Source organism: Glutamicibacter sp. TV12E (assembly GCF_052441935.1).
In the GTDB taxonomy this organism is placed as follows: Bacteria; Actinomycetota; Actinomycetes; order Actinomycetales; family Micrococcaceae; genus Glutamicibacter.
Genome location: NZ_JBQVVF010000001.1, coordinates 1,218,554 through 1,244,219 on the forward strand (window position 1 = coordinate 1,218,554; position 25,666 = coordinate 1,244,219).

General features: G+C 60.6%; 21 protein-coding genes. 8 read left to right on the top strand and 13 right to left on the bottom strand.

Annotated features, from left to right (window positions below; genetic code table 11):
- Positions 1 to 864: 864 nt before the first annotated feature.
- From trxA to ACT7DV_RS05630, 5 genes are all read right to left on the bottom strand, one after another.
- Positions 865 to 1,188: a thioredoxin gene (trxA, locus tag ACT7DV_RS05610; RefSeq protein WP_061955595.1), complete on the bottom strand. Its 324-nt coding sequence runs from the start codon at positions 1,186 to 1,188 to the stop codon at positions 865 to 867.
- Between the two features lie 29 nt (positions 1,189 to 1,217).
- The gene (gene trxB / locus ACT7DV_RS05615) at positions 1,218 to 2,183 is read right to left on the bottom strand and encodes a thioredoxin-disulfide reductase (protein ID WP_444661253.1); all 966 of its coding nucleotides are present in this window, start codon (positions 2,181 to 2,183) and stop codon (positions 1,218 to 1,220) included.
- Positions 2,184 to 2,283: 100 nt separating this feature from the next.
- Positions 2,284 to 3,909: a hypothetical protein gene (locus ACT7DV_RS05620; protein ID WP_444661254.1), complete on the bottom strand. Its 1,626-nt coding sequence runs from the start codon at positions 3,907 to 3,909 to the stop codon at positions 2,284 to 2,286.
- Positions 3,910 to 4,034: 125 nt separating this feature from the next.
- Positions 4,035 to 5,795, bottom strand: a complete 1,761-nt coding sequence (gene murJ, locus ACT7DV_RS05625; RefSeq protein ID WP_444661255.1) for a murein biosynthesis integral membrane protein MurJ — start codon at positions 5,793 to 5,795, stop codon at positions 4,035 to 4,037.
- Positions 5,779 to 6,318, bottom strand: a complete 540-nt coding sequence (locus ACT7DV_RS05630; RefSeq protein WP_060703222.1) for an NUDIX domain-containing protein — start codon at positions 6,316 to 6,318, stop codon at positions 5,779 to 5,781. The genes murJ and ACT7DV_RS05630 overlap by 17 nt, the downstream gene beginning before the upstream one ends.
- Before the next feature lie 124 nt (positions 6,319 to 6,442).
- Between ACT7DV_RS05630 and ACT7DV_RS05635 the strand changes: the two genes are divergently transcribed.
- Positions 6,443 to 7,894: a CCA tRNA nucleotidyltransferase gene (locus ACT7DV_RS05635; RefSeq protein ID WP_444661256.1), complete on the top strand. Its 1,452-nt coding sequence runs from the start codon at positions 6,443 to 6,445 to the stop codon at positions 7,892 to 7,894.
- 898 nt (positions 7,895 to 8,792) lie between these two features.
- On the opposite strand, the gene ACT7DV_RS05640 is transcribed toward ACT7DV_RS05635, so the two are convergent.
- From ACT7DV_RS05640 to ACT7DV_RS05670, 7 genes are all read right to left on the bottom strand, one after another.
- On the bottom strand, positions 8,793 to 9,878 hold the full coding sequence (locus tag ACT7DV_RS05640; protein WP_444661257.1) for an inositol-3-phosphate synthase: 1,086 nt from the start codon (positions 9,876 to 9,878) through the stop codon (positions 8,793 to 8,795).
- 286 nt (positions 9,879 to 10,164) lie between these two features.
- Positions 10,165 to 11,397 carry a DUF6716 putative glycosyltransferase gene (locus tag ACT7DV_RS05645; RefSeq protein ID WP_444661258.1) on the bottom strand — a complete coding sequence of 411 codons (1,233 nt, stop codon included), beginning with the start codon at positions 11,395 to 11,397 and terminating at the stop codon, positions 10,165 to 10,167.
- Positions 11,398 to 11,405: 8 nt separating this feature from the next.
- Entirely contained in the window at positions 11,406 to 12,419 is a 1,014-nt protein-coding gene (locus tag ACT7DV_RS05650) for a hypothetical protein (protein ID WP_444661259.1), read from the bottom strand.
- A gap of 8 nt (positions 12,420 to 12,427) precedes the next feature.
- The gene (locus tag ACT7DV_RS05655) at positions 12,428 to 13,771 is read right to left on the bottom strand and encodes a polysialyltransferase family glycosyltransferase (protein ID WP_444661260.1); all 1,344 of its coding nucleotides are present in this window, start codon (positions 13,769 to 13,771) and stop codon (positions 12,428 to 12,430) included.
- Positions 13,768 to 14,763 (bottom strand): glycosyltransferase family 2 protein, encoded by a 996-nt coding sequence (locus tag ACT7DV_RS05660; RefSeq protein ID WP_444661261.1) that lies wholly within the window; start codon positions 14,761 to 14,763, stop codon positions 13,768 to 13,770. Before ACT7DV_RS05660 ends, ACT7DV_RS05655 begins: the two co-directional genes overlap by 4 nt.
- A gap of 87 nt (positions 14,764 to 14,850) precedes the next feature.
- A complete protein-coding gene (locus ACT7DV_RS05665) occupies positions 14,851 to 15,744 on the bottom strand; it encodes an N-acetylneuraminate synthase family protein (protein ID WP_444661262.1) in 894 nt (297 codons plus the stop codon).
- Positions 15,745 to 15,786: 42 nt separating this feature from the next.
- Positions 15,787 to 16,938 (bottom strand): cytidylyltransferase domain-containing protein, encoded by a 1,152-nt coding sequence (locus ACT7DV_RS05670; protein ID WP_444661263.1) that lies wholly within the window; start codon positions 16,936 to 16,938, stop codon positions 15,787 to 15,789.
- A 230-nt stretch (positions 16,939 to 17,168) separates the two neighbouring features.
- On the opposite strand from ACT7DV_RS05670, the gene ACT7DV_RS05675 reads away from it, so the two are divergent.
- The 7 genes from ACT7DV_RS05675 (at position 17,169) to ACT7DV_RS05705 (ending at position 25,046) form a co-directional block, all read left to right on the top strand.
- A complete protein-coding gene (locus ACT7DV_RS05675; RefSeq protein ID WP_444661264.1) occupies positions 17,169 to 18,632 on the top strand; it encodes a glycosyltransferase family 87 protein in 1,464 nt (487 codons plus the stop codon).
- Complete coding sequence (locus ACT7DV_RS05680) at positions 18,629 to 20,062, top strand: phytoene desaturase family protein (protein ID WP_444661265.1); 1,434 nt, start codon at positions 18,629 to 18,631, stop codon at positions 20,060 to 20,062. Before ACT7DV_RS05675 ends, ACT7DV_RS05680 begins: the two co-directional genes overlap by 4 nt.
- Positions 20,063 to 20,068: 6 nt before the next feature.
- Positions 20,069 to 21,097: a YdcF family protein gene (locus tag ACT7DV_RS05685; RefSeq protein ID WP_444661266.1), complete on the top strand. Its 1,029-nt coding sequence runs from the start codon at positions 20,069 to 20,071 to the stop codon at positions 21,095 to 21,097.
- A gap of 142 nt (positions 21,098 to 21,239) precedes the next feature.
- Positions 21,240 to 22,166 carry an ABC transporter ATP-binding protein gene (locus ACT7DV_RS05690; protein WP_444661267.1) on the top strand — a complete coding sequence of 309 codons (927 nt, stop codon included), beginning with the start codon at positions 21,240 to 21,242 and terminating at the stop codon, positions 22,164 to 22,166.
- 6 nt (positions 22,167 to 22,172) lie between these two features.
- Positions 22,173 to 23,015: a hypothetical protein gene (locus ACT7DV_RS05695; RefSeq protein ID WP_444661268.1), complete on the top strand. Its 843-nt coding sequence runs from the start codon at positions 22,173 to 22,175 to the stop codon at positions 23,013 to 23,015.
- A 34-nt stretch (positions 23,016 to 23,049) separates the two neighbouring features.
- On the top strand, positions 23,050 to 24,345 hold the full coding sequence (locus ACT7DV_RS05700; RefSeq protein WP_444661269.1) for a sensor histidine kinase: 1,296 nt from the start codon (positions 23,050 to 23,052) through the stop codon (positions 24,343 to 24,345).
- The gene (locus ACT7DV_RS05705) at positions 24,303 to 25,046 is read left to right on the top strand and encodes a response regulator (RefSeq protein WP_444661270.1); all 744 of its coding nucleotides are present in this window, start codon (positions 24,303 to 24,305) and stop codon (positions 25,044 to 25,046) included. The genes ACT7DV_RS05700 and ACT7DV_RS05705 overlap by 43 nt, the downstream gene beginning before the upstream one ends.
- Positions 25,047 to 25,111: 65 nt before the next feature.
- Here ACT7DV_RS05705 and ACT7DV_RS05710 read toward each other — a convergent pair whose 3' ends face one another.
- On the bottom strand, positions 25,112 to 25,525 hold the full coding sequence (locus tag ACT7DV_RS05710) for a LapA family protein (RefSeq protein WP_444661271.1): 414 nt from the start codon (positions 25,523 to 25,525) through the stop codon (positions 25,112 to 25,114).
- Positions 25,526 to 25,666: the final 141 nt, after the last annotated feature.

A 25,666-nucleotide genomic window follows, 5' to 3' on the forward strand; every position in this document is an offset into this window, starting at 1 on the left:
GGTTCGACCAGTCCGCTGCTCAGGCAGGACATGGATACCTGCTCCCGAAAATAACGCTCCGGCCCGGTCAAGTGGATCTTTTCAGCGATCGTCGTCGCTGGAGAGAATGATGCACTTTTGCAGCTCCCGCACTCGTGGGGCGTACACATCGAACGTAGTCTTGATCGGTTTTCGTCCGTAACTAGTGAGTCTGGCGAAGACTGCAGGCTCGGTGACAATGGTGTGTAGAGGCCGAGGCCGCTTGTGATACATGCCTTGGGATATTCCCCACTACGAGCCTGCGTCGCAGGGACCGATCTTGCCAAAAGATCGCGTTTCTATCCTGGGGTTCATTTTTCGGCCATCATTAGCGACCAGTATTCAACCGACGGCGTTTACTTGTGGACTCGCTTGAGAAGTGGCGTGCTCGAAGATTGAAAAGTCCCATGGTGACCTTTGAACCTTGAAAGGCAAAAACGAGTAAAAGGAAAATTTTTCTCAGGCGGTGTTCTCTTTATCGGCGGATCCAAATTTTGGTGTTTGCACAAACTTGAAGTTCCAGACTCGCCCGCGGGGGGCTTAGAAGGTGTCCGCTGCTGGTCATGTCGTGTGCCGAACAGAATTGAAAATGATCCTCGTGGGAGAGAAGACCAACTTGTCAGGCGCAGGAAGGAAAATCACTGTAGAGCCGGGCAGCGATAGGAATATGTCCTCAGAATCATGAAAAACAACAGAATCGATTTTGATATCTCCAAATATTCGTCAGATCAGGTTCAGAAATGCTGACAGATCAATCCTGACCCCAGCTAGGGTATGAGGAAACCTCCAGACACAGAAAAAGGGACCGGCCGACGGCCGGTCCCTATCTCAGGTCTTGTGTAGGACTTACAGGTAGTCTGCGAAGTCCTTCTCGATGACAGCCTTTGGCTTGGCACCGATCGAGGTAGCAACGTGCTCGCCACCCTTGAAGACGTAAACAGCTGGGATGCTGGTGATACCGTACTTGGCGGCGATGCCTTGGTTCTCGTCAACGTTGACCTTGACGACGTCTACCTTGGCAGCGTGCTCTTCAGCGATCTGATCCAGAACTGGACCCAGCTGGCGGCAAGGGCCGCACCACTCTGCCCAGAAATCGACGATGACTGGCTTTTCGGCATCCAGAACTTCGCTCTGGAAGGTTGCTTCAGTTACTGCTTTTGCGTTGCTCATAAGAGAGAACCCCTTTCTGGGAAAACTAATTAGACGGTAGCTACAGTCTCGTTGACGTTAGCCAGGTAGTGCTCCACGTCCTGTGCAGCCGCGCAGCCGGAAGCAGCTGCGGTAATTGCCTGGCGGTAGGTGGAATCGATAACATCGCCGGCAGCAAATACACCTGGCAGCGAAGTCTTCGAGGTGCGTCCTTCGACGGCAATGGTGCCCTCGGAAGTCAGCTCGAGCTGATCTTTGACCAGATCAACACGTGGGTCGTTACCAATGGCAACGAAGATGCCGGTGACATCCAAGGTGCTCTTGGCGCCGTTGACGAGGTTGTTCAGCTCGATGCTCTGAACCTTGTCCTCGCCGTTGATGCCCACGACCTCGGAATCCCACACGAAGTCGATCTTCTCGTGCGCCAGGGCGCGTTCAGCCATGATCTTCGATGCGCGTAGCTCGCTGCGGCGGTGCACCACAGTGACCTTGGCAGCGAACTTGGTCAGGAACAGGGCTTCTTCCATGGCTGAGTCGCCGCCGCCGATCACGGCGATGTTCTGCTCGCGGAAGAAGAAACCGTCGCAGGTAGCGCACCAGGAGACACCGTGGCCGGAGAGGCGCTTCTCGTCGTCCAAGCCCAGTTCGCGATAGGCGGAGCCGGTGGAGATGATCACGGTGCGGGCCTGGTAGGTGGTGCCGTCGGCCAGGGACAGGGTCTTGATCTCGCCTGCGAGGTCCATCGAGGTGACATCATCGAAGAGGATCTCGGCGCCAAAGCGCTCGGCCTGCTTCTGCATGTTGTCCATCAGGTCCGGGCCCATGATTCCCTCGGGGAATCCTGGGAAGTTTTCCACGTCCGTGGTGTTCATCAGTTCGCCGCCGGCGGTGACTGACCCTGCGATGACCAGTGGTTTCAGGTTCGCACGCGCGGTGTAAATCGCAGCGGTATAACCCGACGGGCCGGAGCCGACGATGATTACGTCGCGGATTTCGTCGTTCTGTGCTGATGTCACGGGGGTAGAACCCTTTCGTCCTAATAGTGCGAGGTGGATAGCGAGGCTTTACCTCACTATCCACCTCAACGTATGGCTTTGCTAAAAAATTCCGCTTCTGTTACTTGGCGGAGAACTCGCCGATTTGCAGGCCGTATGGACGCGACTCGTTGCCGCCCGAAGCCTTGCGTGGCAGGTCGGTGACGTTCAGGAAGACGTAGGAGCCTTCCATGGAGTCCTTGTCGCCGTCCTTCACGGTTACGGAAACCGATGGGCCGGAGAACGAGCCCTTGGCTACGGACTTGGCATCTCCCAGATCGTCGGAATCGCCGACTAGGATCTCATAGTCGCCACCGGTGGCATTCAGGCCGTCCAAGTTCACCTCGGAGATCGCAGCCTCGTCTTCAAGCTCGAGGATGAAGACCATGTTCGATGCGAAGCCACCGAAGTTGCTGGTGGTGTACGTGTAGGTGTTGTACGAGCTGGAGGCGTTGCCATCGATCATGTTTGACAGGGTGCCATCGGTTTCCGCATTCAACTGCTGATTGCCGGGAACCAGACGTGAAACGTCCGCAATTTCAGGCTTGGGCAGGGTCGGCTCGGTGGATTCCTCGGCCTTGTCGGTCTCCGAGGGCTGAGAGGCTTCCGTCGTTTCGCTCGGCTCGTCCGCGGTGGTGTTCTTGTCTCCACCGAGGAAGTTGAAAGCGAAGACAACGGCAAGGATCAAGACGATCAGCAGAACCGCGCCAACCAGCAGGCGGGTGCCCTTCGAGCTGCTTTCCTCTTCTTCCTCATCGGTGACGGGAGCCGCTGCACTCTGGGCAGGTACATTCTTGGCTGCTGCCGGGAAGGTCGATGCCTTGGCTGCTGCTCCTGCCGCTACGCCAGCTACTGCCGCACCGGCAATGGCTGCGCCACCCTTCTTCTTGGCCGGCTTCTGCTCTTCGTCGGCCGGATCTTGTTCTGGCTTCTTCTCGGCGGATTCGGCCTGAGGCTGTTCAGGGTGGGCTGCGGCCGGCGCATCTCCCTTGGACTGGGCAGCGGCGGCAAGTGCCGCAGTGGCGGTGACATTTGGCTCGTCGGCTTCGTCGTCCAAACGGGTGACCGCTGGCTGTCCTTCGGTAGCCGGCTGCTCGGTGGGAGTGACCGGGGTGGCGGTGGTGGCAGCTACCTGTTCGTTCGGGGCAGTCTGGTCAAACTGCTCCTCTGCGGGCTCCTCTTGGTTCTTCTTGCCGAAGCGGTGCTTCAGGCCAGCGAAGCCGCTGGAGAAGGCAGTGCCGAGCTTGCGCTGATGCTCTGGCTGCCCGTCGTCGTACTGCAACTGGTCGTAGTACTGGCTGTCGTCCTCATAGGTTTCAGGCACGGACTGGCGGGACTCGCCAAAGATCTCGGTGCCGAGGGTATCGGTGAAGAACGGCTCCACATAGGGCGCCTCATCAGATTCCAGCACCAGGTCCAGCAGATCCGAGGATCGTGCCACGTTGGCGACAAGGTAGGTCTGGTTGGCATCGGTGATGCCAAGATCCAGGACCTGGACGTTGGAGGCGCGCTCGCCCATGGCGATTTCGCGGGCGCTGGCCGCAAGCTGCGAGGAGTTATCGGTCGAAGCCACCATGATGCTGACGGATCTGTTCAGGACCTGATCAATGCCGCCGAGTACTAAATCACCTTCAGCTGATGAAAGGACAGTCTCAGTGACCTGGTAACGGCCGCTGAGGACAGAGCCGACATCGATTGGCTGCGACACGTGCATCTCCAAGGGTTGATTGTTCTTCGGTGGCAGTACAGAGACCACCACCAGTCATGTTACCTGTCGGTGCAACCTAAATGGTGCCAATTTGCCCAGAATCACTAGCAAGTTTCAGAGGTTTCTCAGCTCTTGAATCCGGGGATTCTGCGAAGGATCGGGCCGAGGAAGCCTTGGAGCTCTGGGACCTTGGTCTTGTGCAGCAATCCGATGTAGACCACGCCCATGGTTCCTGCGACCAGAACGATCGAAATAATGGCGTTAATCAGCGAGCTGTAGGCGAAACCGAAGCTGAATCCGCCCAGCAGCCACAGCACCACGGAACCCACCGCACCAGCGATGGTCGCCATCCAGCCCACGCGGACGTAGGTATCGATCACCGAGGTGACACCGTAGCTGCCGTAGCGGCGCTTGACCAGGTAATGGGTTCCGATACAGCCGAGCACATTGGTCAGGCCGTAGATGAAAGCGATGGCCGCGGCAATATGCATCGGATCGACCAGTGCGGCGGCGGAGAAGGCAAGAAGCAGGCCGAGAGCCGCGGTGGCGGTCTGGATCAGCATTGGAGTGCGGGTATCTTCTTCGGCATAGAACACGCGCAGCATGAAGAACTGCAGGGATTTGAACGGCAGGCCCAGCGAGGTCAGGAGCAAAAGCTGGCCCAGGGCACCGGCGGCTTGGGCGGCGTTTTCCGAGGAGCCGGCAAAGAGGCGCCCCAATGGGCCGGCGAGCACAATGAACACGATGGTGCAGAAGACAATCGGGATGGCTGTGGAGCGCATGCCTCGGTTGAGCAGCTGGCCGACATCGGAGACGCGCTTCTCGGCGAAGGCCCGGGCGAAGTCGTTGAACAGCACCGTGGCCACGGTCAGGGCGAAGAGGGAATGAGGCAAGACGGTGATCAGCTGGGATGTGTTCAGCGCATATTCGCCAGCGACTGAGGCCGCCTGCTCGGCCGGCAACTGGGCACGCGCTGCGGTCGCCCCGGAGACGATTTTGGAGTACAGCAGCGAGGAGAGGTTGCCGATGACCATGGCGGCCAGCGTCCAGATCGCCAGCTTGCCCACGTGGCGCAGGCCCATGCCACGCCAGCCGAAGTCGAGGGTGAGCTTCAGCCCGCTCTTCTTCAGCGGCCAGAACAGCACCAGGGACTGCATGACGATGCCCAGGGTCGCCCCGCCGGCGAGCCACACGGTCTTCAGATAGCTCCAATCCTGCATCGGATCGCCCGAGGCGTAGGCGCCAAAGGTGAGGATGAAAGCGCCGATGACCAGGAGCTGGATGATGTTGTTGATGGCCGGCGCCCACATGAAGGCGGCAAATCGGCCGTTGGCGTTGAGCACCTGGCCAAGGACTGCGTAGAGCCCGTAGAAGAAGATCTGCGGCAGCGACCAGTATGCGAAGGCGGTGCCGAGCACGATCATCGGTTCGGACCAGTTGTTGGTCAGTGCGGTGATCAGCGGCCTGGCGCCCAGGGTGAGCAGCAGGGTCAGGACGCCCATCACCACCACGGTCAATGAAATCAGCTTGGAGGTGTACGCTGCGCCTCGGTCTTTGGCCTTGGAGGCCTTGATCAGCTGGGGAATCAGCACGACGTTGAACACGCCACCGGCCAGCAGCATGTAGATGATGGTCGGGATGACGTTGGCTTTTTCAAAAATGTCGGCCACCGAGGTGACCGAGCCGATGGCCATGGCCAGCAACGCTGTCCGGGCAAAACCGAGCAGGCGCGAAACCATGGTGCCCGAGGCCATCAGCGCATAGACCTTGGAGCGCGACCTGCCTTGCTGGTGATGCAGCTCCACAGGAGGTTCGGCGACTAGGTCCATGGCTCCGGTCATAGGTTGATGGTCGGCGCCGGCAGATGAATTAGGAACCTGAGTCATGCTTTGTTAGAACCTCGCGTGCCAGATCAGCGATCCGGCGCTCATTAGGGAAGGATAGGCGCTTGCCGAGGGAATCCAGGGGAACCCAGGCAACATCGACGGCTTCGTGGTCGGGGTCATTCTCGATCGTCAGATGCCCGCCGGTAGCTTCCAGCAGGAAATGGTGCACGGTTTTGTGCACCCGATAGTTTGTCACGGTGAACCAGTAGTCGACCGAACCCAATGGTGCGAGGATTCTCCCGGCGATGCCGGTTTCTTCCTCGATTTCGCGGATCGCCGCTTCCTCGTTGGATTCCACGCCCTCGGGGTGCCCCTTGGGCAGGCACCATTCCAGGCGACCGCCGCGGTTGTACCGGGCGATAATCGCTACCGGAAGCTGCGGGGCTTTGAAGTCGATGACGATGCCGCCGGAAGAGACTTCTTCCACTGTTGGCAAGCTCGTGTGACCGCCCGTTGCCTGTGCGCGAGCCATTGACGCAGTCAACGGAGTGCGCTTTGGGGCAGACGGGATCGGTCGGTTCATGAATCCACTCTATCGAGAAAGTGGCCACCTTCGCTTTATCGACGTGGACAAGTAAGTTATCTCGCAAGCGAATTCGGTGCATTTTCAAGCATTTCGCCCAGATTTCTGGCACGCTTAAGTAACTATGCATGCACTTCCCTCACCCGACGCGTTGCGTCAAATCCTGCCTTCGGTCATTTTCGACTTGGCCGACCGCTTCGTCACGGCAGGCCATGAGTTGTCCCTGGTGGGCGGGCCGGTTCGAGATCTCTACTTGGGCCGGGTTTCTCCGGATCTGGACTTCACCACGAGCGCGCGCCCCGAGGAAACCATCAAGGTGATTTCCGGATGGGCCGACAACATCTGGGATGTGGGACGAGAGTTCGGAACCATCGCGCTGAAAAAGGGCGAGCATACCCTAGAAGTCACTACCTATCGCGCTGATGCCTATGACAAGGAATCGCGAAAGCCGATTGTCGCCTTCGGCGATAACTTGCACGATGACCTGTTCCGCCGCGACTTCACCATGAACTCCATGGCCCTTCGTCTGCCGGACCTTGAGCTCGTTGACCCCTTTGACGGCGTCTCTTCCTTGAAGGACCAGTCGATTCGCACCCCCGGGGCTCCGGACATTTCCTTCTCGGATGATCCATTGCGCATGATGCGCGCTGCCCGTTTTGCTTCGCAGCTGAAAATCGAAGTGAGCGCAGACGTGCGCAAGGCCATGAGCGAAATGACCGATCGCATCGACATTATTTCCGCTGAGCGCGTGCGTGATGAGCTGGTCAAGCTGATCAATGGCGCAGATCCTCGAGCCGGCATCAACCTGCTGGTCGACACCGGCCTGGCCGATAAGGTGCTGCCGGAAGTTTCCGCCCTGCGCCTGGAAATTGACGAGCATCATCGGCACAAGGATGTGTACCAGCATTCGCTCACCGTGCTCGAGCAGGCCATCGCCCTGGAAACCGATCAAGATGGTCCGGTTCCGGGACCCAACTTTGTGCTGCGCTTTGCCGCCCTGATGCACGACATCGGCAAGCCGGCAACTCGGAAGTTTGAACCCAGCGGCGCGGTGTCCTTCCGCCACCACGACATGGTCGGCTCAAAATTGGTCAAGGCGCGCATGCGGACCTTGCGCTTTGACAAGGACACCACCAAATCGGTGGCTCGCCTGGTCGAACTGCATATGCGCTTCTACGGCTACGGGGACGCCGGGTGGACAGATTCGGCGGTGCGCCGATACGTCACCGATGCTGGAGAACTGCTCGAGCACCTTCATCGCTTGACCCGTTCGGATGTCACCACGCGCAACCGCAAGAAGGCCGACCGCCTTGCCTTTGCCTACGATGATCTCGAGGAGCGCATCGCCCAGATCACGGAGCAAGAAGAACTCAAATCCATTCGCCCGGATCTGGATGGCCAGCAGATCATGGCAATTCTGGGAATCAAGCCGGGCCCCGTGGTCGGCCGCGCCTACAAGTTCATGCTCGAGCTGCGTTTGGACGAGGGCCCGCTGGGTGAAGAGGCGGCTGTAGAGCAGCTTCGTGCTTGGTGGGAAAAGCAGCCCGAAGCCCAGGAAGCTATCACTGAAGAGTAATCGCTGGCCTGTGGAGAGTACAGCAACAATGCCTGGCGCCGCCGCGGTGCCGGGCATTTTTGCGCCTCAAAAAAAGTTCTTAAACTTTTTGACTTAATTAGTGGCGGACTGGGTGTAATCCATGTAAGCTGAATATTGTGATTGGGAAGTCTCAATGAGACTTGCGGATCGATAAAACTTATCAGCAAAGCCTCGCGTCTGGTCGCGACTGGCTTCAAATAGATTTTAGGAGGTGGAGAAACGATGAATATCACTCTGGATATTTCGACTCATCGCGCATGGCGACGTGGCGGCGGCTTTATGCCTGCCGGCAATTACGGCTTTGTCTCTCCAACCTCCGGAACAGTGGTTTCCTAGACTACGGTGAATCCCACCCAGTTCCTGAGGTTGCAGGTCAGTAATCGACTCTCACCTTAGGAACTTTTTTCATGTCTAGCACCCTGTACTCCTCGTCCGCTCAACGGGCAGTTCGCACCTCGGAACTTATCTTCGCTGGTCCAGAAAGCCTGAAAGCTCGCGCCGTTTCTACCACGCGCCAGGATCTTCCCTCCCCTTCAACTGTGAATGAAGGGAGGGAAAGCAAATGAGAAAGCGTCAAGACAGCAGCAAGCTGAAAAACGTTGACAGCACGGAATTCAATCGCCGAATGCGAGAGCGTGAACTCAAGAATCACGTGCCTGTAGAAATGTACCTTCGTATTCGCTAGGTGGGCACAACGCCATTACCGTTGCCCACAAATTGAATAAGAGGTACCCACTATGATCTCGCATATTAGTGCCCAGAGGCCCGCCGGCCTGCAAGCCGGCGGGCTTCTCCGCGTCTGGGAACAGTTCCAAGTGCGACAATGGGCCAGGACAAAAGTCCTGGCCCATCATCGCGTACCGTTTGAGCGAAAGGCCTAGCGTTCCACGTCGCCCCGGATGAAGGCTTCGACCTTGTTGCGTGCAGTTTCGTCATCGTACTGCTCTGGCGGCGACTTCATGAAGTAGCTCGAAGCCGACAAGATCGGCCCGCCGATGCCGCGATCAAGGGCGATCTTGGCGGCGCGCACGGCATCGATGATGACACCCGCGGAGTTCGGGGAATCCCAGACTTCCAGCTTGTACTCCAGGTTCACCGGGGCATCGCCAAAGTTTCGTCCCTCGAGGCGCACGAAAGCCCACTTGCGGTCATCGAGCCAGGCAACGAAGTCGCTCGGCCCGATGTGGACATCGTCAGCGGCCAGCTTTGCCGACGTGTTTGATGTGACGGCTTGGGTCTTGGAAATCTTCTTTGACTCCAGGCGATCGCGCTCGAGCATGTTCTTGAAGTCCATGTTGCCGCCCACGTTCAGCTGGTAGGTGCGGTCAAGCACCACTCCGCGGTCCTCGAACAACTTGGCCATGACGCGATGGGTGATGGTTGCACCGATCTGGCTCTTGATGTCATCGCCGACGATGGGCACGCCGGCGTCGGTGAACTTCTTTGCCCATTCTGGGGTTCCGGCGATGAACACTGGCAGTGCGTTGACAAAGGCCACGCCTGCATCGATGGCGCACTGGGCGTAGAACTTGGCGGCTTGCTCTGAACCAACCGGCAGGTAGCAAACCAGCACGTCGACGTTGTTGTCCTTGAGGGACTGGACGACGTCTACAGGCGCGGCGTCGGACTCTTCGATAGTTTCGCGGTAATACTTGCCGAGTCCATCAAGGGTATGGCCACGCTGGACCGTCACGCCGGTAGCAGGCACGTCGGCGATTTTGATGGTGTTGTTTTCGCTGGCCAGGATGGCTTCAGAAAGATCGAGGCCGACCTTCTTCGCGTCAACGTCAAAGGCGGCAACGAACTGTACGTCTCCAACGTGGTACTGGCCGAATTGCACGTGCATGAGTCCCGGAACGGTGGACTCCACGTCCGCATTTCGGTAGTACTCGACACCTTGGACAAGGGACGTGGCGCAGTTTCCTACGCCAACAATGGCAACGCGGATCGGATTGGCCGACACATGAGCTCCTTATTGAAATGTACAAATCTTCGGGCATTCGGGCACGTCAAAGACGTGTCCTGAAATTAGGCCCATATTGATCTTAAGTCCTAATGTGTTCAGAACATTCCCAACCTGTGCAGTTATCACCTGGTCGCGGTTCACGGCAGTTGCCTAAAGAGTCCATAAGGGAAGGACCCCCATGGACTCTGGCAGTAATTTGTGTACATTACTAAAAGGCTAATTGATCATGACTAACCCTGAATAAGAAAACCAGAAGGGAAGTCATGAGTAAAGCACTATTTGATCATGACAGGCTTCTGGTTCGGTGGCTACGTGAGTATCGGTAGCCATGACGCATTTTCAGCAGCACCTTCACAACTGGCGATGGCAACGCCGTACGCAGTCGATGGCGCAGCGGCTGGCGGCGGATGAAGGCCAGCACTTCCGGATCGGTACGCAGCTTTCCACCGTTCGCCCGGCGGGCCAGGAACTCCAATGATTGAAAGAAGCTGCGATCCATGCGGTGGAAGTAGTTTTCCCGCAGCCACGCTTTGCTGGGCTCTCCGAAGTTCAGCGAAACAACATCTTCCAATTCGCCGATGATCCCGGAAGCGACAAAGACGGTATTGATCATTTGCCTGTTCACGCCAAAATCGGAAAGCACGATTGTTGGCAAGCCGCGGTCCAAGGATTCCAAGGCAGCAGTGGAAGACACGGTGACCAGGGCACTGCCGGGAACGAGGGCTTCGCTCATGGATCCGGTATCGAACTGGATTCGTGATTCGGCACTGATCCTGTTGCGCGACTGCAGCTGCGTGAAAAGGCTGTCGTATGGATGGGCCTCGAGGTGGGTCTGTGGTTCTCCAGCCTTGGCACGGAGCTTGACCACGACCTCGAGACCCGGATTCATCTTGCTGGCCTGCTCCAGCGCAAGCAGGATCGACTCGCGCTGTTCGGCGGTCTCGGGAACCTTGGCCTGCGGTGCGAAGACCAGGCGATTGACCATCTTTTCCTGGGCTGGAGGGAATCCCGTGCAGTTCAAGAACGGGAGCTTGCTGACCATGATGGTCGGCTGGTGCCCGGCATGGGATTCGGTCATGAACGAAAAATCGCGGGCCTCGGCATGCGAATGGCAGATAAAGGCATCGCCGGCTCGACGATAGTTCCAACCCTTCTGCGTGGCAGGGTAGGCAACACCGGGCAAAGCCGAGATCAAGGCAGTACGGCGCCCATCAACTGGTTCGGTACGCAGGATCCGCGAATAGATTTCGGCAACAACAGGACCTGTCGCCGAAGCGAAGATGATGTCTTCCTGGACCGAATCAGCTTCCAACTGCGAGAGCTGGATGACCTCGAGCATCTGCGGATCCAGATCGGTGCCTTCAAAGGCTGCTGAAATCTGTTGTTCGGTGGGCATTACCGGAGTGCGCGCCAGATATACCTTGCGGTCCCATTCGGGACCCAAGCGATGCAAAAAACTTGTGGCCAGCTTCAGATAGGAATCAGAGTCGGCAATAGCAAGAACTGAGGGTTTCATTAGCGGCTTCACACCTTCAACGAACTGGATAGGTGCTCACGCAACTCGGGGTCGGTACCTTCGGTCCACCAGTTATCGGGGACCGCCTGGGGATAGAGGCATCTGGAATCCGGGCCCAAAAGCAGCCGAAGGGAAGGGATCACGGTAGAAGGCAGGGCCCGGATTTCCTGCCCCGGACGCAGCACCCGCAGGCGCATTTCAATCGGGACAGTATGTTCCTTGAGGACCACCTGGTCGATCTTCGAGATCTTCTCCAGCAGTTCCGGGGTTTCACGCCGGTGCGGGAAATACGCAACCGGTCCGTCTGCGGCAATGCCCTCGATCCACCGCAAATATGGCTGCTCGTGAATCAGCTGATCGGCAACCATGGCGGATCCGATGAGCAAGGTCGGTTCGGCAAAGCTCTCTGCGACCGGCTGGGTAGCCAGCCACTCGAACTTGTGCTGGGCGAACTTGATCCCCAGATCAGCCATCTTCGAGCGCGTTGCAGCATCCACAAAGAGCGCGGAAACAATCAGCAAGCGGTCTTCGCGAGCCAGCTGGCGCAGGCGATGCCAGGTGGCAAGGCCCATGGCAATGCGGGCCGCCGAGTTTTTGGCTCGAGCGCGAACCAACGGGGTGGGGGAGTCGCTGATCAGCTGCTTGATCAGCGCCAAGGTGGCCAGCCCGTCATCGATGATGATGATTTCCTTGGCCTTTACCCCGGCCAGCAAGCTGCGCTGCACCTTGCCCGAGTAGGCATCGCCGGTGACATACCGGTCCGAGGAGCTCTTGGGCTGCGGAGGCTTGCGGGCCGCTGGCTCGAAGTGCACCCCGGCCGGAGCATGGTTGAGCAGCGCCTGGGTAGTGGCCTCCAAGGGCATGCCAAGGCGTGGAACAACCCGGATATCCGTGCCCAGCAGCCCCGCGGCGTGGGTTTCCACGGCGGAGAGCAGCTGCAGCGGGGACTCGACCCACACATGAGCGGTCCCGAATCGCGGACGCGGAACCTCATGGGTGTCGTGCTGGGTCAGTTTCATCATGATGAGGGTCATTTTGCCAGTCGGCTGAGGGATTTGGACAATGTTTCCAGCTGCTTCGACCCTTTTCGCAATACCCGGCGCGAGGCTCCGCGGACCCTGGACGGGAAGGTGCGGCGCGATGCCAGATGCACCCAGCGCGGCGGCAAATCCAGCTTGGTGATCCGGCGGCGCTTGAAGTGGGCGGAGAACTCGGGGTAGTGGACGCCCAGGAATTCGGCGGCAGGTTCGCGCAGCTGAGGCAGCTGGACCGCCTGCATGCAGTAGGCCACGGCCACCAGCAGCTTCGAGAGCTGGTCATCGCCGTCGCTGTGTGCCGGAGCCGGAACGCCTTGGACAAACAGTGCGTGGATGATCGAGAGCGGAATCCGGTTTGAATTCTCATAGGGTGCCAGTGCCTGGAGCATCGCTCCGGTGCCTGCCGCATGGACATCGGTGTTCAGAATGTACTTGGCGGTGGCCAGGCCGGTGGAGAAGCAGGAGATGACCACTTCTGGCCGGGCCGAGGCGATCACGGTTTCGGCCAGGTGATCGGTGTCCAGCAGGCGGAAATCCAGGCCCATCTGCTCAGCGACACTGGCCAGCCGTGCCGCCGAGGTGGCACTTGCTGATGGATGCGCCTTGAACAGCACCGTATCCAGGCCGCGGTCGAGGGCTTCCTGAAGCATCTGCACATGCAGCTCGAACTCTTCATCCGAGTCCATCAGGCGAAGGGATCCAAGGTATTGGCCAAGAATCAGCGCGCTTGAACCGGGAAGCTCGAAGTGCGCTTCCTCGGCCAGCTCGGTGAAGATCCGCTCCAGCTGCTGGGCCCGCAGGACCTTGCGGACCGGCTGAAGCTCGGCCAGCAGGTGCGGCTCCAACCCGGGAACCAGATCAACGTGGATGGTCCCCATCAAGCGTTGGCGCAGCGGCATCGGCAGCCGATTGCGGGTTGGCCCGTAGGACATCAGCCCGTCGGAATGCACCCACAGCTGGGCTTCGAAGAAGATGCGGGCCAGTGCCCGAGCCGGGTTGACTTGGACGGATTCCAGAACGAGGGTCAGCGGCTCGGAACCAAGATCCCAGGCGCTGCGCAGAAGCCGCTCGAAGATGTGCAGCTCGTCCTCGCGCGGGTTGAACTGGGAAGGTCGGCGCGGGGCAGCCAGAGCTGCGAAGTCCACGACCCGGTCGAAACGAGCTGCCAGCTTTTCAAAGCCCGGGACCTGATCCAGCGGTGTCGTCAATTCCGGGACCTGTGAACCGTTGGCCAGGACCAATACCCGTTCATCAGCATCGGGAAGCAGTCCTGCATCGGCCATCGCGGCCAGAGAAGCAAGCTGGAAGTAGCTGCTGGCTTCAATCAGTGCGATCACTTGGCGGCCCCGATCTGACCTGGCTGCAGGAAGGAGAGGATATGGCGGCGACGGGCGACGTCCATTTCGAGTGCCACCTGGCGTGCCAAAGGCGCGTCAATGGTGGTGAACACCTGGCGCAGCTTTTGCTTCATTTCCAGGCGGACCTCGGGCGGATAATTCTTCGCCCGTTTCTCATGATGGCACACGATCGCAAAGAACTGCCGCATGGCTTTGGGCAGGTGCCGTTCGGCATCCGGATGCAGCCGTACTTCGTTGAGGATCTGCGCGTAGGCAGGGATGAAACCCAGCTGGCGCTGGTCGAAGACCTGGGTCAGCGAACCAGGCAGGCCGCGCCGATAGAAGACTCCGGGAGAGGAAACGACCGCATATTTGCTGGTAGTCAAGTGCAGTTTCCAGAGCCACAACCGGTCCTCGGCGCTGTGCAGCTGCGAGTCGAAGTAGTACAGCTCCTGCGTTCGCATCAGCTCGGTGCGGTACATGCCCGCCCAGACGAAGGTGTAGTCCACCATGGACGGCGAATCGACCGGCTCGATATCATCGGCTGGGTCCAGCGGCATGCCGCGCAGCGCCTGCGGGGCCCGGTGAATCACGCGGTTGGTGCCGGTGACCCGCACGTGGTCGCAGCGCACGAAGTCGACATGCAGCTCAGTCAGCGACTCGGCCAAGGTCATCAGGTGCTCGCAAGAGTACCAGTCGTCAGGGTCGAGGAAAGTGAAATATTCGCCGGTGACCTGTTCCAGCCCGGCATTGCGGGCCGCGGATACCCCGGAGTTCTCGGGCAGGCTGATCAGCTGCAGGCCCGGAAGCCGGTCCTGGTAGCTGCGCACCAGCGCGGCCGTTTGGTCGTCGGATGCGTCATCAACCACGAGCACTTCCAGCTCCCAGCGTCCCAGCTTTTGCCGAGTCAGCGATGAGAGGGCATCACAAATATATGCTTCTTGGTTGTAGGCGGGGATAACCACGGAGATGCGCCCGGGGATCAAGTCCATGTCTTCTTCTCGGCCTTCCTTATGCAGACATAAATAAACGGCGGTTGGACCCGTCGGTGAGTCCAACCGCCGGATACCTGGCAGTGATTAGGCGTCGACGCGGCGCAGGCGGCTCAGTGGAGCCAGCTCGCCCGGGAAGACCTTCTTCACGCCGTCGCCCATGGCCTGCTCGAGGATGCGGATGTCGCGGATCAGCGACTCGAAGCCCTTTGGCTCCAGGCTCGAGGCCTGGTCCGAGCCCCACATGGTGCGGTCAAGGGTGATGTGGCGTTCCACGGTGACGGCGCCCAGGGCCACTGCTGCCAGCGAGATCTGCAGGCCGCGCTCGTGGCCCGAGTAGCCCACTGGAACCTGGTAGCGCTCGCGCAGGGTTTCGATCATGCGCAGGTTGGCTTCTTCGGGAGGCAGCGGGTAGGTGCTGGTGGCGTGCATCATGACCAGGTTCGAGGTGCCCAGGGTCTCCACGGCCTTGTCGATCTGCTCGATGGTGGACATGCCGGTGGACAGGATGATCGGCTTGCCGGTCTGCGCCAGCGCCTTGAGCAGCTCGATGTCGGTGACCGATGCGGAAGCGACCTTGTGGGTGACTGCACCCTGCTCTTCCATGAACTGAACCGAAGGAACGTCCCATGGGGAAGCGAAGGCGTGCAGGCCCTTGGAGGCTGCGTAGGAGATGAGCTCCTTGTACTGCGCCTGGTCGAACTCGACGCGATAGCGGTAGTCCAGGTAGGTCATGTCGCCCCATGGGGTGGAGCGGATCTTGTCGCGCATGTCGGTCGGGGTGGAGATTTCCGGGGTGCGCTTCTGGAACTTCACCGCGTTGGCGCCGGCCTCGGCCGAAACGTCGATCAGCTGCTTGGCGATTTCGATATCACCATTGTGGTTGATGCCGATTTCGCCGATGACGTAGACCTGCTGGCCAGCGCCGAGCAGGGATTCGCCGATGGCAACTGGCTTGATTTCGGTGGTCACGGAGGTCATTGATTTGCCTTTCATTGGGTGAAACTTGGAAAAATTTGCGGGTTAGCGTGCTGCGAGGACCAGTTCGGCCAGTTCTCGCACCGCCCCGTATCCGCCCTTGCGGGACAGCCGGTGGCGAGCAGCACGGTGTACTTGCTCGTTGGCATCGGCCACGGCGATGGGCCAGCCAACCAGGCTCATGGCGCCGAGGTCGTTGATGTCGTTGCCGACGTAGGCCACGCGCGCCGGGTTGATCGACTCGTCGGCCAGCCACTGGGCCAGGTATTCGGCCTTGTTCTCGATGCCGTGGGCCACTTCAACCTTGAGTTTTGCGGCCCGGGCGGCAACCACCGGGTTGGCCTCCTTGGAGAGGATCAGGAACTTCACTCCGGCGGCCCGAAGCCGGGCTACGCCCATGCCATCGGAGCGTGAGACGCGCACGGTTTCGGTGCCGTGCTCATCGACATAGGCGGTGTCCGGGGTGTGCACGCCATCAAAATCCGTGATGACCGCATCCACGCTGATCGGTGCCGGTTCATCGGGGAGCGTCAGTTCCGCCAGCAGCAGATCGGCCTCGGTATCGATGTCGATCCCGTGCTCGCCCGGGACCTCGTGGACCTGGACCCGGCCGAAGAACCGGTGCCCAGCGGCCAGGAAGCCTTCGGTGTCCATGGCGTAGAACGCCCCGGTTTCGCGGAAACGCGGTTCGCGGTCCTGGCGGCGCGGGCGGTGCAGCTTTTCGTGCCCCACCGCTACCGCTTCGCCGTTCTCGCCAACAGCCCAGTGGAAACCGTGGTCGGCCACCGCTGCGAAGCTGACTTCCGCTTTTCCGGAGGCGACCGTGGTGATGGCCGCATCCAGATCCGCTGGATCGATCAGCGGGCTGGTGCACTGGATGAAGAGCGTCACCGACGGCGTGGACTGCGTGTTGGCCAGGACGTGCTGCAGAACCGACTCGCTGCTGGCCGTATCCCCGGCGATGTCTGCCGGCCGGTCAACGACGCGAGCGCCGTAGCGCAGTGCTTCGGCCTTGATCTGCTCATGATCGGTGCTGACCACGACGTCGCTGACTGTACTCGCGGCCTTGGCTGATTCAATGGCGCGTCCCAGCAGCGACTTGCCGCCGATCTCACGCAGGTTCTTGAGCCGGATGCCCTTGGAACCTCCCCGTGCGGGGATGATCGCCATGGCATGTGGCTGATTGGTTTTGCTCACGGATATGACGCTATGGGCCCTAGTTAACCAATCGGGAGTATTTAGGTAAACGAGGGGTGAAGTCGCGGTGTAATCGCCTGCATATTTGCTGATAGTGAGGTCAGCAAGCATTTTAGCGGCATCGATGAGACCTGGGTGGCGGGCTTGGCCAGCGGGGCGAAGCCGATAGTTAACGCGAAACCCGGGTGTGCGCAGCGGTAGGCGCCAACAAAACATCTAGGCTGGTGGGTATGCACGAGCCAAACCAGCCACCGCCCCGGCGTGGCCCCCTGCGTATTACCGTGCCATCACGCGCGGACGGCTTCCTCCGCCAGTTCACGGCACTGATCGGCGGCCCGTTGGGCCGGCGCAGCGATCCGGGGCGGATAGACCCGGGATTCTTCAGCGTGGAGCGAGTCATCATCCTGATGACCACGTTCGGCGCCCTGCTGATGCTGCTGGCCAAGAACCCGTGCAGGATCAACGGCTGGGGCGGCAACAACCCCTACCTCTACGCCTGCTACAGCGACTGGGTGCCGCTGTTCGGCGCTCGCGGATTCGCGGAAAACCCCTGGGCGCCTTTTAGCTCCAGCGCCGAATTCGAGTATCCGGTGCTCATGAGCGCGGTTGCGTCCGCGGTGGCCTCGATCGTGCCCGAATCGGTGGCCAACCGCTCGCTGCTGTACTTCGACATGAACCTGGTGCTGGTGGCGATCCTCTGGATGATCACCGTGTTGTGCACCGTGCGCATGGCCGGGCGGCGTCCTTGGGATGCCGCCATGGTGGCCATAGCCCCGGGGATCATCCTGGCCGGCAGCATCAACTGGGACATGTGGGCCGTGGCCCTGCTGGCTGCCGGCATGCTTGCCTTTGCGCGCAAGCACACGGCCCTGGCCGGGATCCTGATCGGCCTGGGCGCTGCTATGAAGATCTACCCCTTCTTCATCCTTGGTGCGATCCTGGTGCTGGCCATCCGCACCGGCCGGCTCAAGACCTTCTGGATCACCGGGGGAACAGCAGCAGCCACCTGGGTGCTGGTCAACCTGCCCTACGCGCTGGCCTTCCCCAAATCCTTCATGCACTTCTTCAGCTTCTCCTCGGAACGCGGCGCGGGCCTCTCCAGCTTCTGGCACGCCTGGAATGTGGTGGCGGCCAAGAACCCCGGCATGCCGAGTTTTGAGGCGGAGCAGATTTCGCGGTACGGGCTGGTGCTCTTCTTCCTGTGCTGCATAGGCGTTGCCCTGCTGGGCCTGTACTCCCGGCGCACTCCGCGGCTGGGCTCGATGGCCTTCTTGATCATCGCCTCCTTTGTCATGGTCAACAAGGTCTACTCGCCGCAGTTCATCGTCTGGCTGATTCCGCTGTTCGTGCTGGCCCTGCCGCGCTGGCGCGAATTCGTGATCTGGATGCTGGTGGAGATCGCCCACTTCTATGGACTTTGGAACTATCTCGATTCCTTCTCCGCCGAGGACCCGCATAAGGCCTTCCCGGAGGCTGGATACGTCGTGCTGGTGCTGGCCCACATGCTCATGCTCGGCTACCTGATGTACCTGGTGGCGCGCTCAATCCTTGACCCGCGGCGCGACCCGATCCGTGCGGTCGGCCAGGATGACCCGCTGGCCGGCGAATTTGCCGGACTGCCGGACAAGACCACCCTGCGCTCGCTGTGGCCGGGAGCGACAAAGCGGCACCAGCCTGCTGGGAGCGGGAAATGATCGACGTCGCCATTGTCGGGGCCGGACCCAACGGGCTGGCCGCGGCCGCCGTGGTCGCCAGGGCAGGACTGGCTGTCCAGGTTTATGAAGCCAACGACAGCATCGGAGGGGCAGCCAGGACCCAATCGCTGAACGGCTCCCAGGCGATCTTCGACCTGGGCAGCGCCGTGCACCCGATGGCCATGCAATCCCCGGCCATGCGCGAACTGGGGGTCCACGAGCGCGTCGAATTCATCACCCCGGAACTGTCCTTCGCCCATGTGCTCGATGGGCGCACCGCGTACGCCTACAAGGATCTGGAGCGCACCGCCGAAGCATTGGGCGGGGCAGAAGGCCGGATGTATCGCCGCTTGCTTGAACCGCTGGTCCACCAGATCGACGGGATCAGCGCCACCCTGCTCGACTCGCTGCTCAAGATCCCGCGTCATCCGCAGGCCCTGGCCGCCTTCGCCGCCGCCACGGTGGGCGGCATGGGGCTCAAGGAAGTGCTCTCCACGAAGTACGAGAAGGCCGCCGCACTGTACTCGGGCTGCTCGGCCCATGTGGCCGGCGGATCGCGCGGACCGGCCAGCGCCGGTGCCGGGTTGTTCCTCGCCGCGACGGCCCATGCCAAGGGCTGGCCGATTCCGCGCGGCGGTTCCCAGGCCATCAGCGATGCCCTGGCCGCCGAAGCCACGGCCCATGGCGCGCAGATCCACACCGGTGTGCGGGTGAACCACATTGATGAGCTGGCCGCGCAGAACATCCTGTTCGACACCTCCGCCGAAGATGCCGCCAAGCTCAGCGCCGGCCACCTGCCCGAACAGCTTTCCCGGGCCCTGTCCACTACCAGGCGCTCGCCGGGCAGCTGCCTGGTCCACTTTGTGCTCTCCGAACCGGTGCCATGGCGGGATCAGGCGCTGTCCGCCGCCGGCACGGTGCATCTTGGCGGTACCGCCGCACAGGTCGGCAAGGCCGAGCGTGCGGCCGCCCATCGCGGATCGGCGGCTCCTTTCATCATCGTGGCCCAGCCCTCGCAGTTCGATAACTCGCGCGCGCCAGCCGGCCAGCACGTCATCTGGGCTTACTGCCATGTTCCGCTCGATTCGCCGGCAGATATGCGCCACGAGATCCAGTCGATGATCCAGCGGGCCGCCCCGGGCTTTTCCGAGATCATCCTCGAAGCGCATGTGGTCACCGCCAAGGACCTCGAGCGGCAGAACGCCGCGCTGATCGGCGGAGACCTGTCGGGAGGCACCATGGATCTGCTGGGCACCATCAAGCGGCCACGGGTTTCCCTGGATCCCTGGTACCTGAAGTCCAAGGGGCTGTACCTTATCTCGTCGGCGGCCCCTCCCGGTCCATCGGTGCATGGCATGGGCGGATACCTCGGAGCCCAATCAATGCTCAAACGCGAATACCGCATCAACGACTGGAAATCGGTGGAATAGTCGACAATGGAGGAACTACTGGTTCAACTCGCAGGATGGGCCCTGCTTGCAGTGCTCTGGGCGGTGTTCATTTGGCAATACTGCAAAGATCCGCGCCGGCTGGGCCTGGCCGCATTGCTGTTCCCCTTGGCGCTGTGCAGCATTGCCGCCGTTGTGGATCTGCTGAGCACCCTGGTGCCGGGCTTCGGGTTCCTCATTGCCATCGTCTTGGTATTGACCCCACTGATCGTGGTGGTCTTCGGCGTGGCATTGATCTACAACGGCGTGTTGATGTGGCGGCGCGAAGGAGCCAGGATCCCCAACCTGCTGTCCCTGGCGGCCGGGGTGCTGGTGTTCATCCTTCCGGTGATCGCGGTGCTGCTGGTGCGGATCAATACCTGGTGGACCTACTCGCTCGCGTTCATCTTGTTCATGGCTTCGGTGTTCACTGCCAGCCTCTTCGCCATGATGCTGCTCTATGCGTGGGTGCACGCCAGGTTCCCGGCCAAAACCCGTGGGGCAGCCGCGGTGATACTGGGGGCGCGCACCATCAACGGGAAGGTCACCCCCTTGCTGCGCGGCCGGCTGGACAAGGCCATCGAGCTCTACGCCTCGCAAGCCGAGCCGCAACTGCTGATGGTTCCCACCGGGGGACAGGGGCACGACGAACAGGAACCCGAAGGCGCGTCCATGGCCTGCTATCTGCGTGAGCAGGGCATCCCCGAATCGCAGATCCTGATTGAGGACCGGGCCAAGGACACCGTGGAGAACCTGGATTTCTCCAATGCCCTGGTGCGTGAACGCCAGCCGGAGGGCCAGCTGTGGCTGGTCACCAGCGACTACCATGCGCTGCGAGCCGCATTGGCATCGCGCCAGATGGGCCTGGAAGCGCGCGCCTTCGGCGGAAAGACGGCTGCCTACTATCGGCCTAGCGCGTTCCTGCGCGAGTGCGTGGCGATCGCCCGAGACCAGCTCAAGCTCATGATCCTGCTGGCCCTGCCCTTCGCCGTGGGCCTGGCCGGGATGATCTTCTTGGCCACCCGGGCCGGATTCTGATGATGCGCGGCAAACATTGATGGCATGCACCAACGGGTGCATGCCATCGCTGCTTCGGCCCGGCGCACTCACCCTTTTGAGTGACCAGAAGATCAGCACTCGGGGCGGTTCATCTTGGTCCCATTTTTTCTAGGCTGGAGATATGATCCAGGCTCAGCAGTTGACGAAGAGATACGGCAATAAAACCGTGGTCGACCAGGTGTCGTTCACGGTGCAACCCGGAAAGGTAACCGGCTTCCTCGGCCCCAACGGGGCCGGCAAATCCACCACCATGAGGATGATCGTCGGATTGGCGGCTCCCACCAGCGGACAGGTGCTGGTGAACCAGCGGGACTTCAAGAAGTCCCGGCATCCGCTGACCGAGGTTGGCACCTTGCTGGAAGCCAAGTCCGTGCACAAGTCGCTCACCCCGTTGGCCCATTTGCGGGCCATGGCGGCCACCGCCGGATTGCCCAGCTCCAGGGTCCATGAAGCCTTGGCACTGACCGGACTGAGCGGCGTGCAGCGCAAGAAGGTCGGCGGGTTCTCCCTGGGCATGGGCCAGCGCCTGGGCATCGCCACCGCGCTGCTGGGTGACCCGCAGGTGCTGATCCTCGACGAACCGGTTAATGGGCTGGACCCCGAAGGCGTGGCCTGGGTGCGCAACCTCGCCCGCCAGCAGGCGGCGGAAGGTAAAACCGTGTTCATCTCTTCGCACTTGATGAGCGAGATGGCGCAAACCGCAGACCACCTCATTGTTATTGGCCGCGGACGCATCATGGCCGATGCTCCGATCAGCGAATTCATTGATAACGGGCTGGCCCAGACGATCGTTCGCGCATCGGATATCGACGCATTGATGAATGCGTTGAGCGCTGAAGGCATACAGCTGCGGCGCATTGACGGCCAGACCCTGGAGGTCACCGGCCCGGATTCGGAAATCATCGGGCGCCGCGCCCTGGAATCCGGCGTGGCGCTCAGCGAGCTGCGGCCACTGCAGCGCACTTTGGAAGATGCCTACATGGAATTGACCCGGGACGCCGTGGAATACAATTCGAATATTGTTGCCGAGCACAGCGGCGGGAAGTAGAAGAAGATGACTACTCATATTGAAGCGCCGCTGCGCGGCAAGGTCACTTTCGCCGGGGCGCTTCGCAGCGAAGCGATCCGCATGTTCGCGTTGAAGTCCACCGCAATCCTGCTTGCCTTGGCGGTGCTGCTCTATGCGGCGATCGCCGTCATTGGCACTTGGGGCGTGGGATCGCTGCTGCAGAGCATGGGCGATGTCAGCCAGATGGAAGGCATGGGTGCCATGACGCAGCCAGGCTTTGCCAGTGAGACCCTCGGCTCCGGCCTGGTCTTCAGCCAACTGATTCTGGGCGTGCTGGGGGTGCTGCTGTTCAGCGGCGAGTTCACCACCGGGTCGGCTGTCAGCACCTTCTTGGCCAGTCCGCAACGAGGGCGCGTGATGTCAGCAAAGATTGTCCTGATTGTGCTGCTGACCGGCCTGACGCAACTGGTATCCAGCCTCCTGGCCTTTGTCGTGGCGAAGCCGATTGCCGAAAAGTACGACCTGGTCCTGGAATTCGGCAGCGAATCCTTCCAGTCGGTGCTGTGGTACGGCACCTTGGCCGTGATCATGGCGGCCCTGATCGGCTTGGCCCTGGGCGTCCTGCTGCGCAATTCGGCCGGTGGAATCACGATTTTGGCCGGCGTGTTCTTTGTCCTGCCGATCATCACGGCGATCCTCGGAACCCTCGTGGACTGGTCCAAGAACATCTCGGCCTTCCTGCCTGACCAGCTGGGGCTGTCGTTGGCCACGCCACTGAGCGTGCCAACCGACTTGGAACTCTGGCAGCAGCTGGCCGGCGTCGCCGGATGGATCATCATCCCATTGGCCCTCGGCGCAGTATTGCTCGCCAAGCGGGACATCAAGTAATCGGCGCAATGGCCGAGAAAACTACACTGGAACCATGACCCAACAGACGCTGCAGGAAACTGTTGCCTCCTTTGACGAACTGACCGCCAAGCGGATGGGCCGGTTGCGCCGTTACCTGCGCACCCACCCCCGCTTGGTGGTCATCGGCGCCGTGGTGCTGTACCTGTTGCTCACCCTGCCAGGAGTCCTGGTAGCCGCGGCCATGCCGGGAGCCAACGCCACCGGCTTGCTGGTCATCACGCTGGCGGTCAGTGCCGCACTGCTCTATCGCCGAAAAGCGCCGATGACCGTCATCATCCTGGTGTTCGTTTTTGAATGCGTAGCCTTGATCATCGCAGGCCCGCAGGGTGGCTTAGGCGGCATGGGGATGATCATTGCCCTGTACACGGTGGCCACCAGCTATTCGGCCAAGCGCACCATTCCCCTGGCCGTGCTGGCCGGCAGCTTCCAAGTGGTGCTCATGGTGCTGATGGGCTTCCCTGACATGGCGGGGATGGAGCTGGATCCGAGCGACGGCATTGATGAAGCAACCTTCAGCCGAATCATCATCGGCATTTCGGGCAGCTTTGTCATTGGTTTCTACATTGCCGCGGCCGCAGTTGGCATGAACGTGCGCAATGCGCGAATTCACGAGGCTGAACTCAACCACTGGGCCCGCCAGGTATCCAGCTTGGCTCAGGTTCAAGAGCGTAACCGCATTGCCCGGGAGATGCATGACGTGGTGGCCCATTCATTGTCCGTGATGATCGCCTTGTCCGAGGGGGCAAGGGTTGTGGCCAAGCGGGATCAGATCCGTGCCGACGAAGTGCTTAATGAGCTTTCGGGCACTGGCAGGGCCGCCTTGGCGGATATGCGCCGCATGCTGGGAGTTCTGCGTCAAAACGAGACGGGCGAATTGGAACCGCAACCTACCGGCGGCAATGTCGAACAACTGCTCGAGGGCTTCCGCACCGCCGGGCTGCCCATCACCTTCACCCAAACCGGGGGAGAACTGCCCGACGACACCACCTTCCAGTTGACGGTCTTCCGCATGATCCAAGAATCCCTGACCAACTCGCTGCGCTATGCCCGCAACGTCAGCGATGTGCAGGTACGTTTGGAACGGCGGCGCGATGAACTGCGGCTGGAAGTCATGGATAACGGGGATGCCACCAGGGTGCCAAGCGTCGGAAGCGGCCGGGGACTGCGAGGCATGCGCGAACGGGCAGCACTTTTCGAGGGGAACGTTGAAGCCGGCCCGGTAGCCAGTGGCGGATGGATAGTTAAAGCGGTGCTGAAGGTTCCCGAATGCGACGTGAAGATCGCCAAGCAGAAAACAGCGAAGGAATAGGCGTGGAAGAGAAAATTAAAGTCTTGCTGGTTGATGACCAGCCGCTGTTGCGCATGGGATTCAGGTTGATTCTCGAAGGCGAGGAAGATATCGCCATTGCCGGTGAAGCCGCCGATGGCCTGGATGCGTTGACGCAGACTGCGGTGCTGAAGCCGGACGTGGTGCTCATGGATGTCCGCATGCCCAAAATGGATGGCATCGAAGCCACCGAACGCATCGCGAAGGAACACCCGGATACCAAGATCATTATTCTGACGACCTTTGACCTTGATGAATACGCCTTCTCCGGGTTGCAGGCCGGTGCCAGCGCATTCCTGCTCAAGGACGTGGCTCCAGAGGAACTGGTTCACGCCGTGCGCCTGGTGGCCTCCGGAGATGCCGTGGTGGCGCCGCGTGTCACCGCGCGGTTGCTGGAAACCTACGTCCGCAATGGCGGCAAGGCCCATGCAGGGCAGCCTGCCGAAGCTCCACGCGACCCCCTGCTTGATGACCTCACTCCACGTGAGCAAGAAGTGCTGCGGGCGCTCGCCGAAGGGTTGTCGAATGCGGAAATTGCGCATCGCTTCTTCCTGTCTGAAGCGACCGTGAAAACGCACGTGCGCAGGATTTTGACCAAGCTGCATTTGCGCGATCGAGTCCAGGCAGTGGTCTACGCCTATGAAACGGGACTGGTTATCCCTTCCCAGGGGCTAGATTACTGATTCCGCAAGCAAAAAGGGGCCGCTGGCTGCCGAAGTGAAAACTCGGCGGCCAGCGGCCCGAAGCGTTATTTGCGCTTGGCTGCCTTGCGCTTCTTCTTCGCAGTGGCGCGTAGCTGGATTACCCGAGCCACTCCTGCGATGGCCACTACCAGGGCACCGCCCACGGCGGCAATGAAGAGCGCCAAGCCCAGATTGACCTGGCCTTCATAGGCAAAGTACCTCAGGGTCACCTGGTCCTGGTTTTGTGCGATGAAGATGATCAGCAGGATCAGCACGATGATGCCCAAGACGGTAGCGGTCCAGATGCGCCCCAGCTTGGTTACCGGAAGCTTTTCCTTGGGCTCTGGCACTTCTCGTGGAGCCTTGCCGGGTTTTGGTGCCCGCGGTTGGACTGCGTGTTCACCGGAATTAACCTGCACGCCATTGTCAGGCTCCACAGGCAAGCTGCGCGGCTCTGGGGTTGGATCAGATGCACTCATGATGATCTCGCTTTCGTAGTCTCCCGCTGTGCCTTCAGCTTTGCCGACGCTAGGCTCCAAGTCAAGCATCAGATGCAGGTGTCTGGGCGGTTATTGGCGGGCCCTGGAACGGCTGATCCGCCGGCAACCGGGCACCGTGAG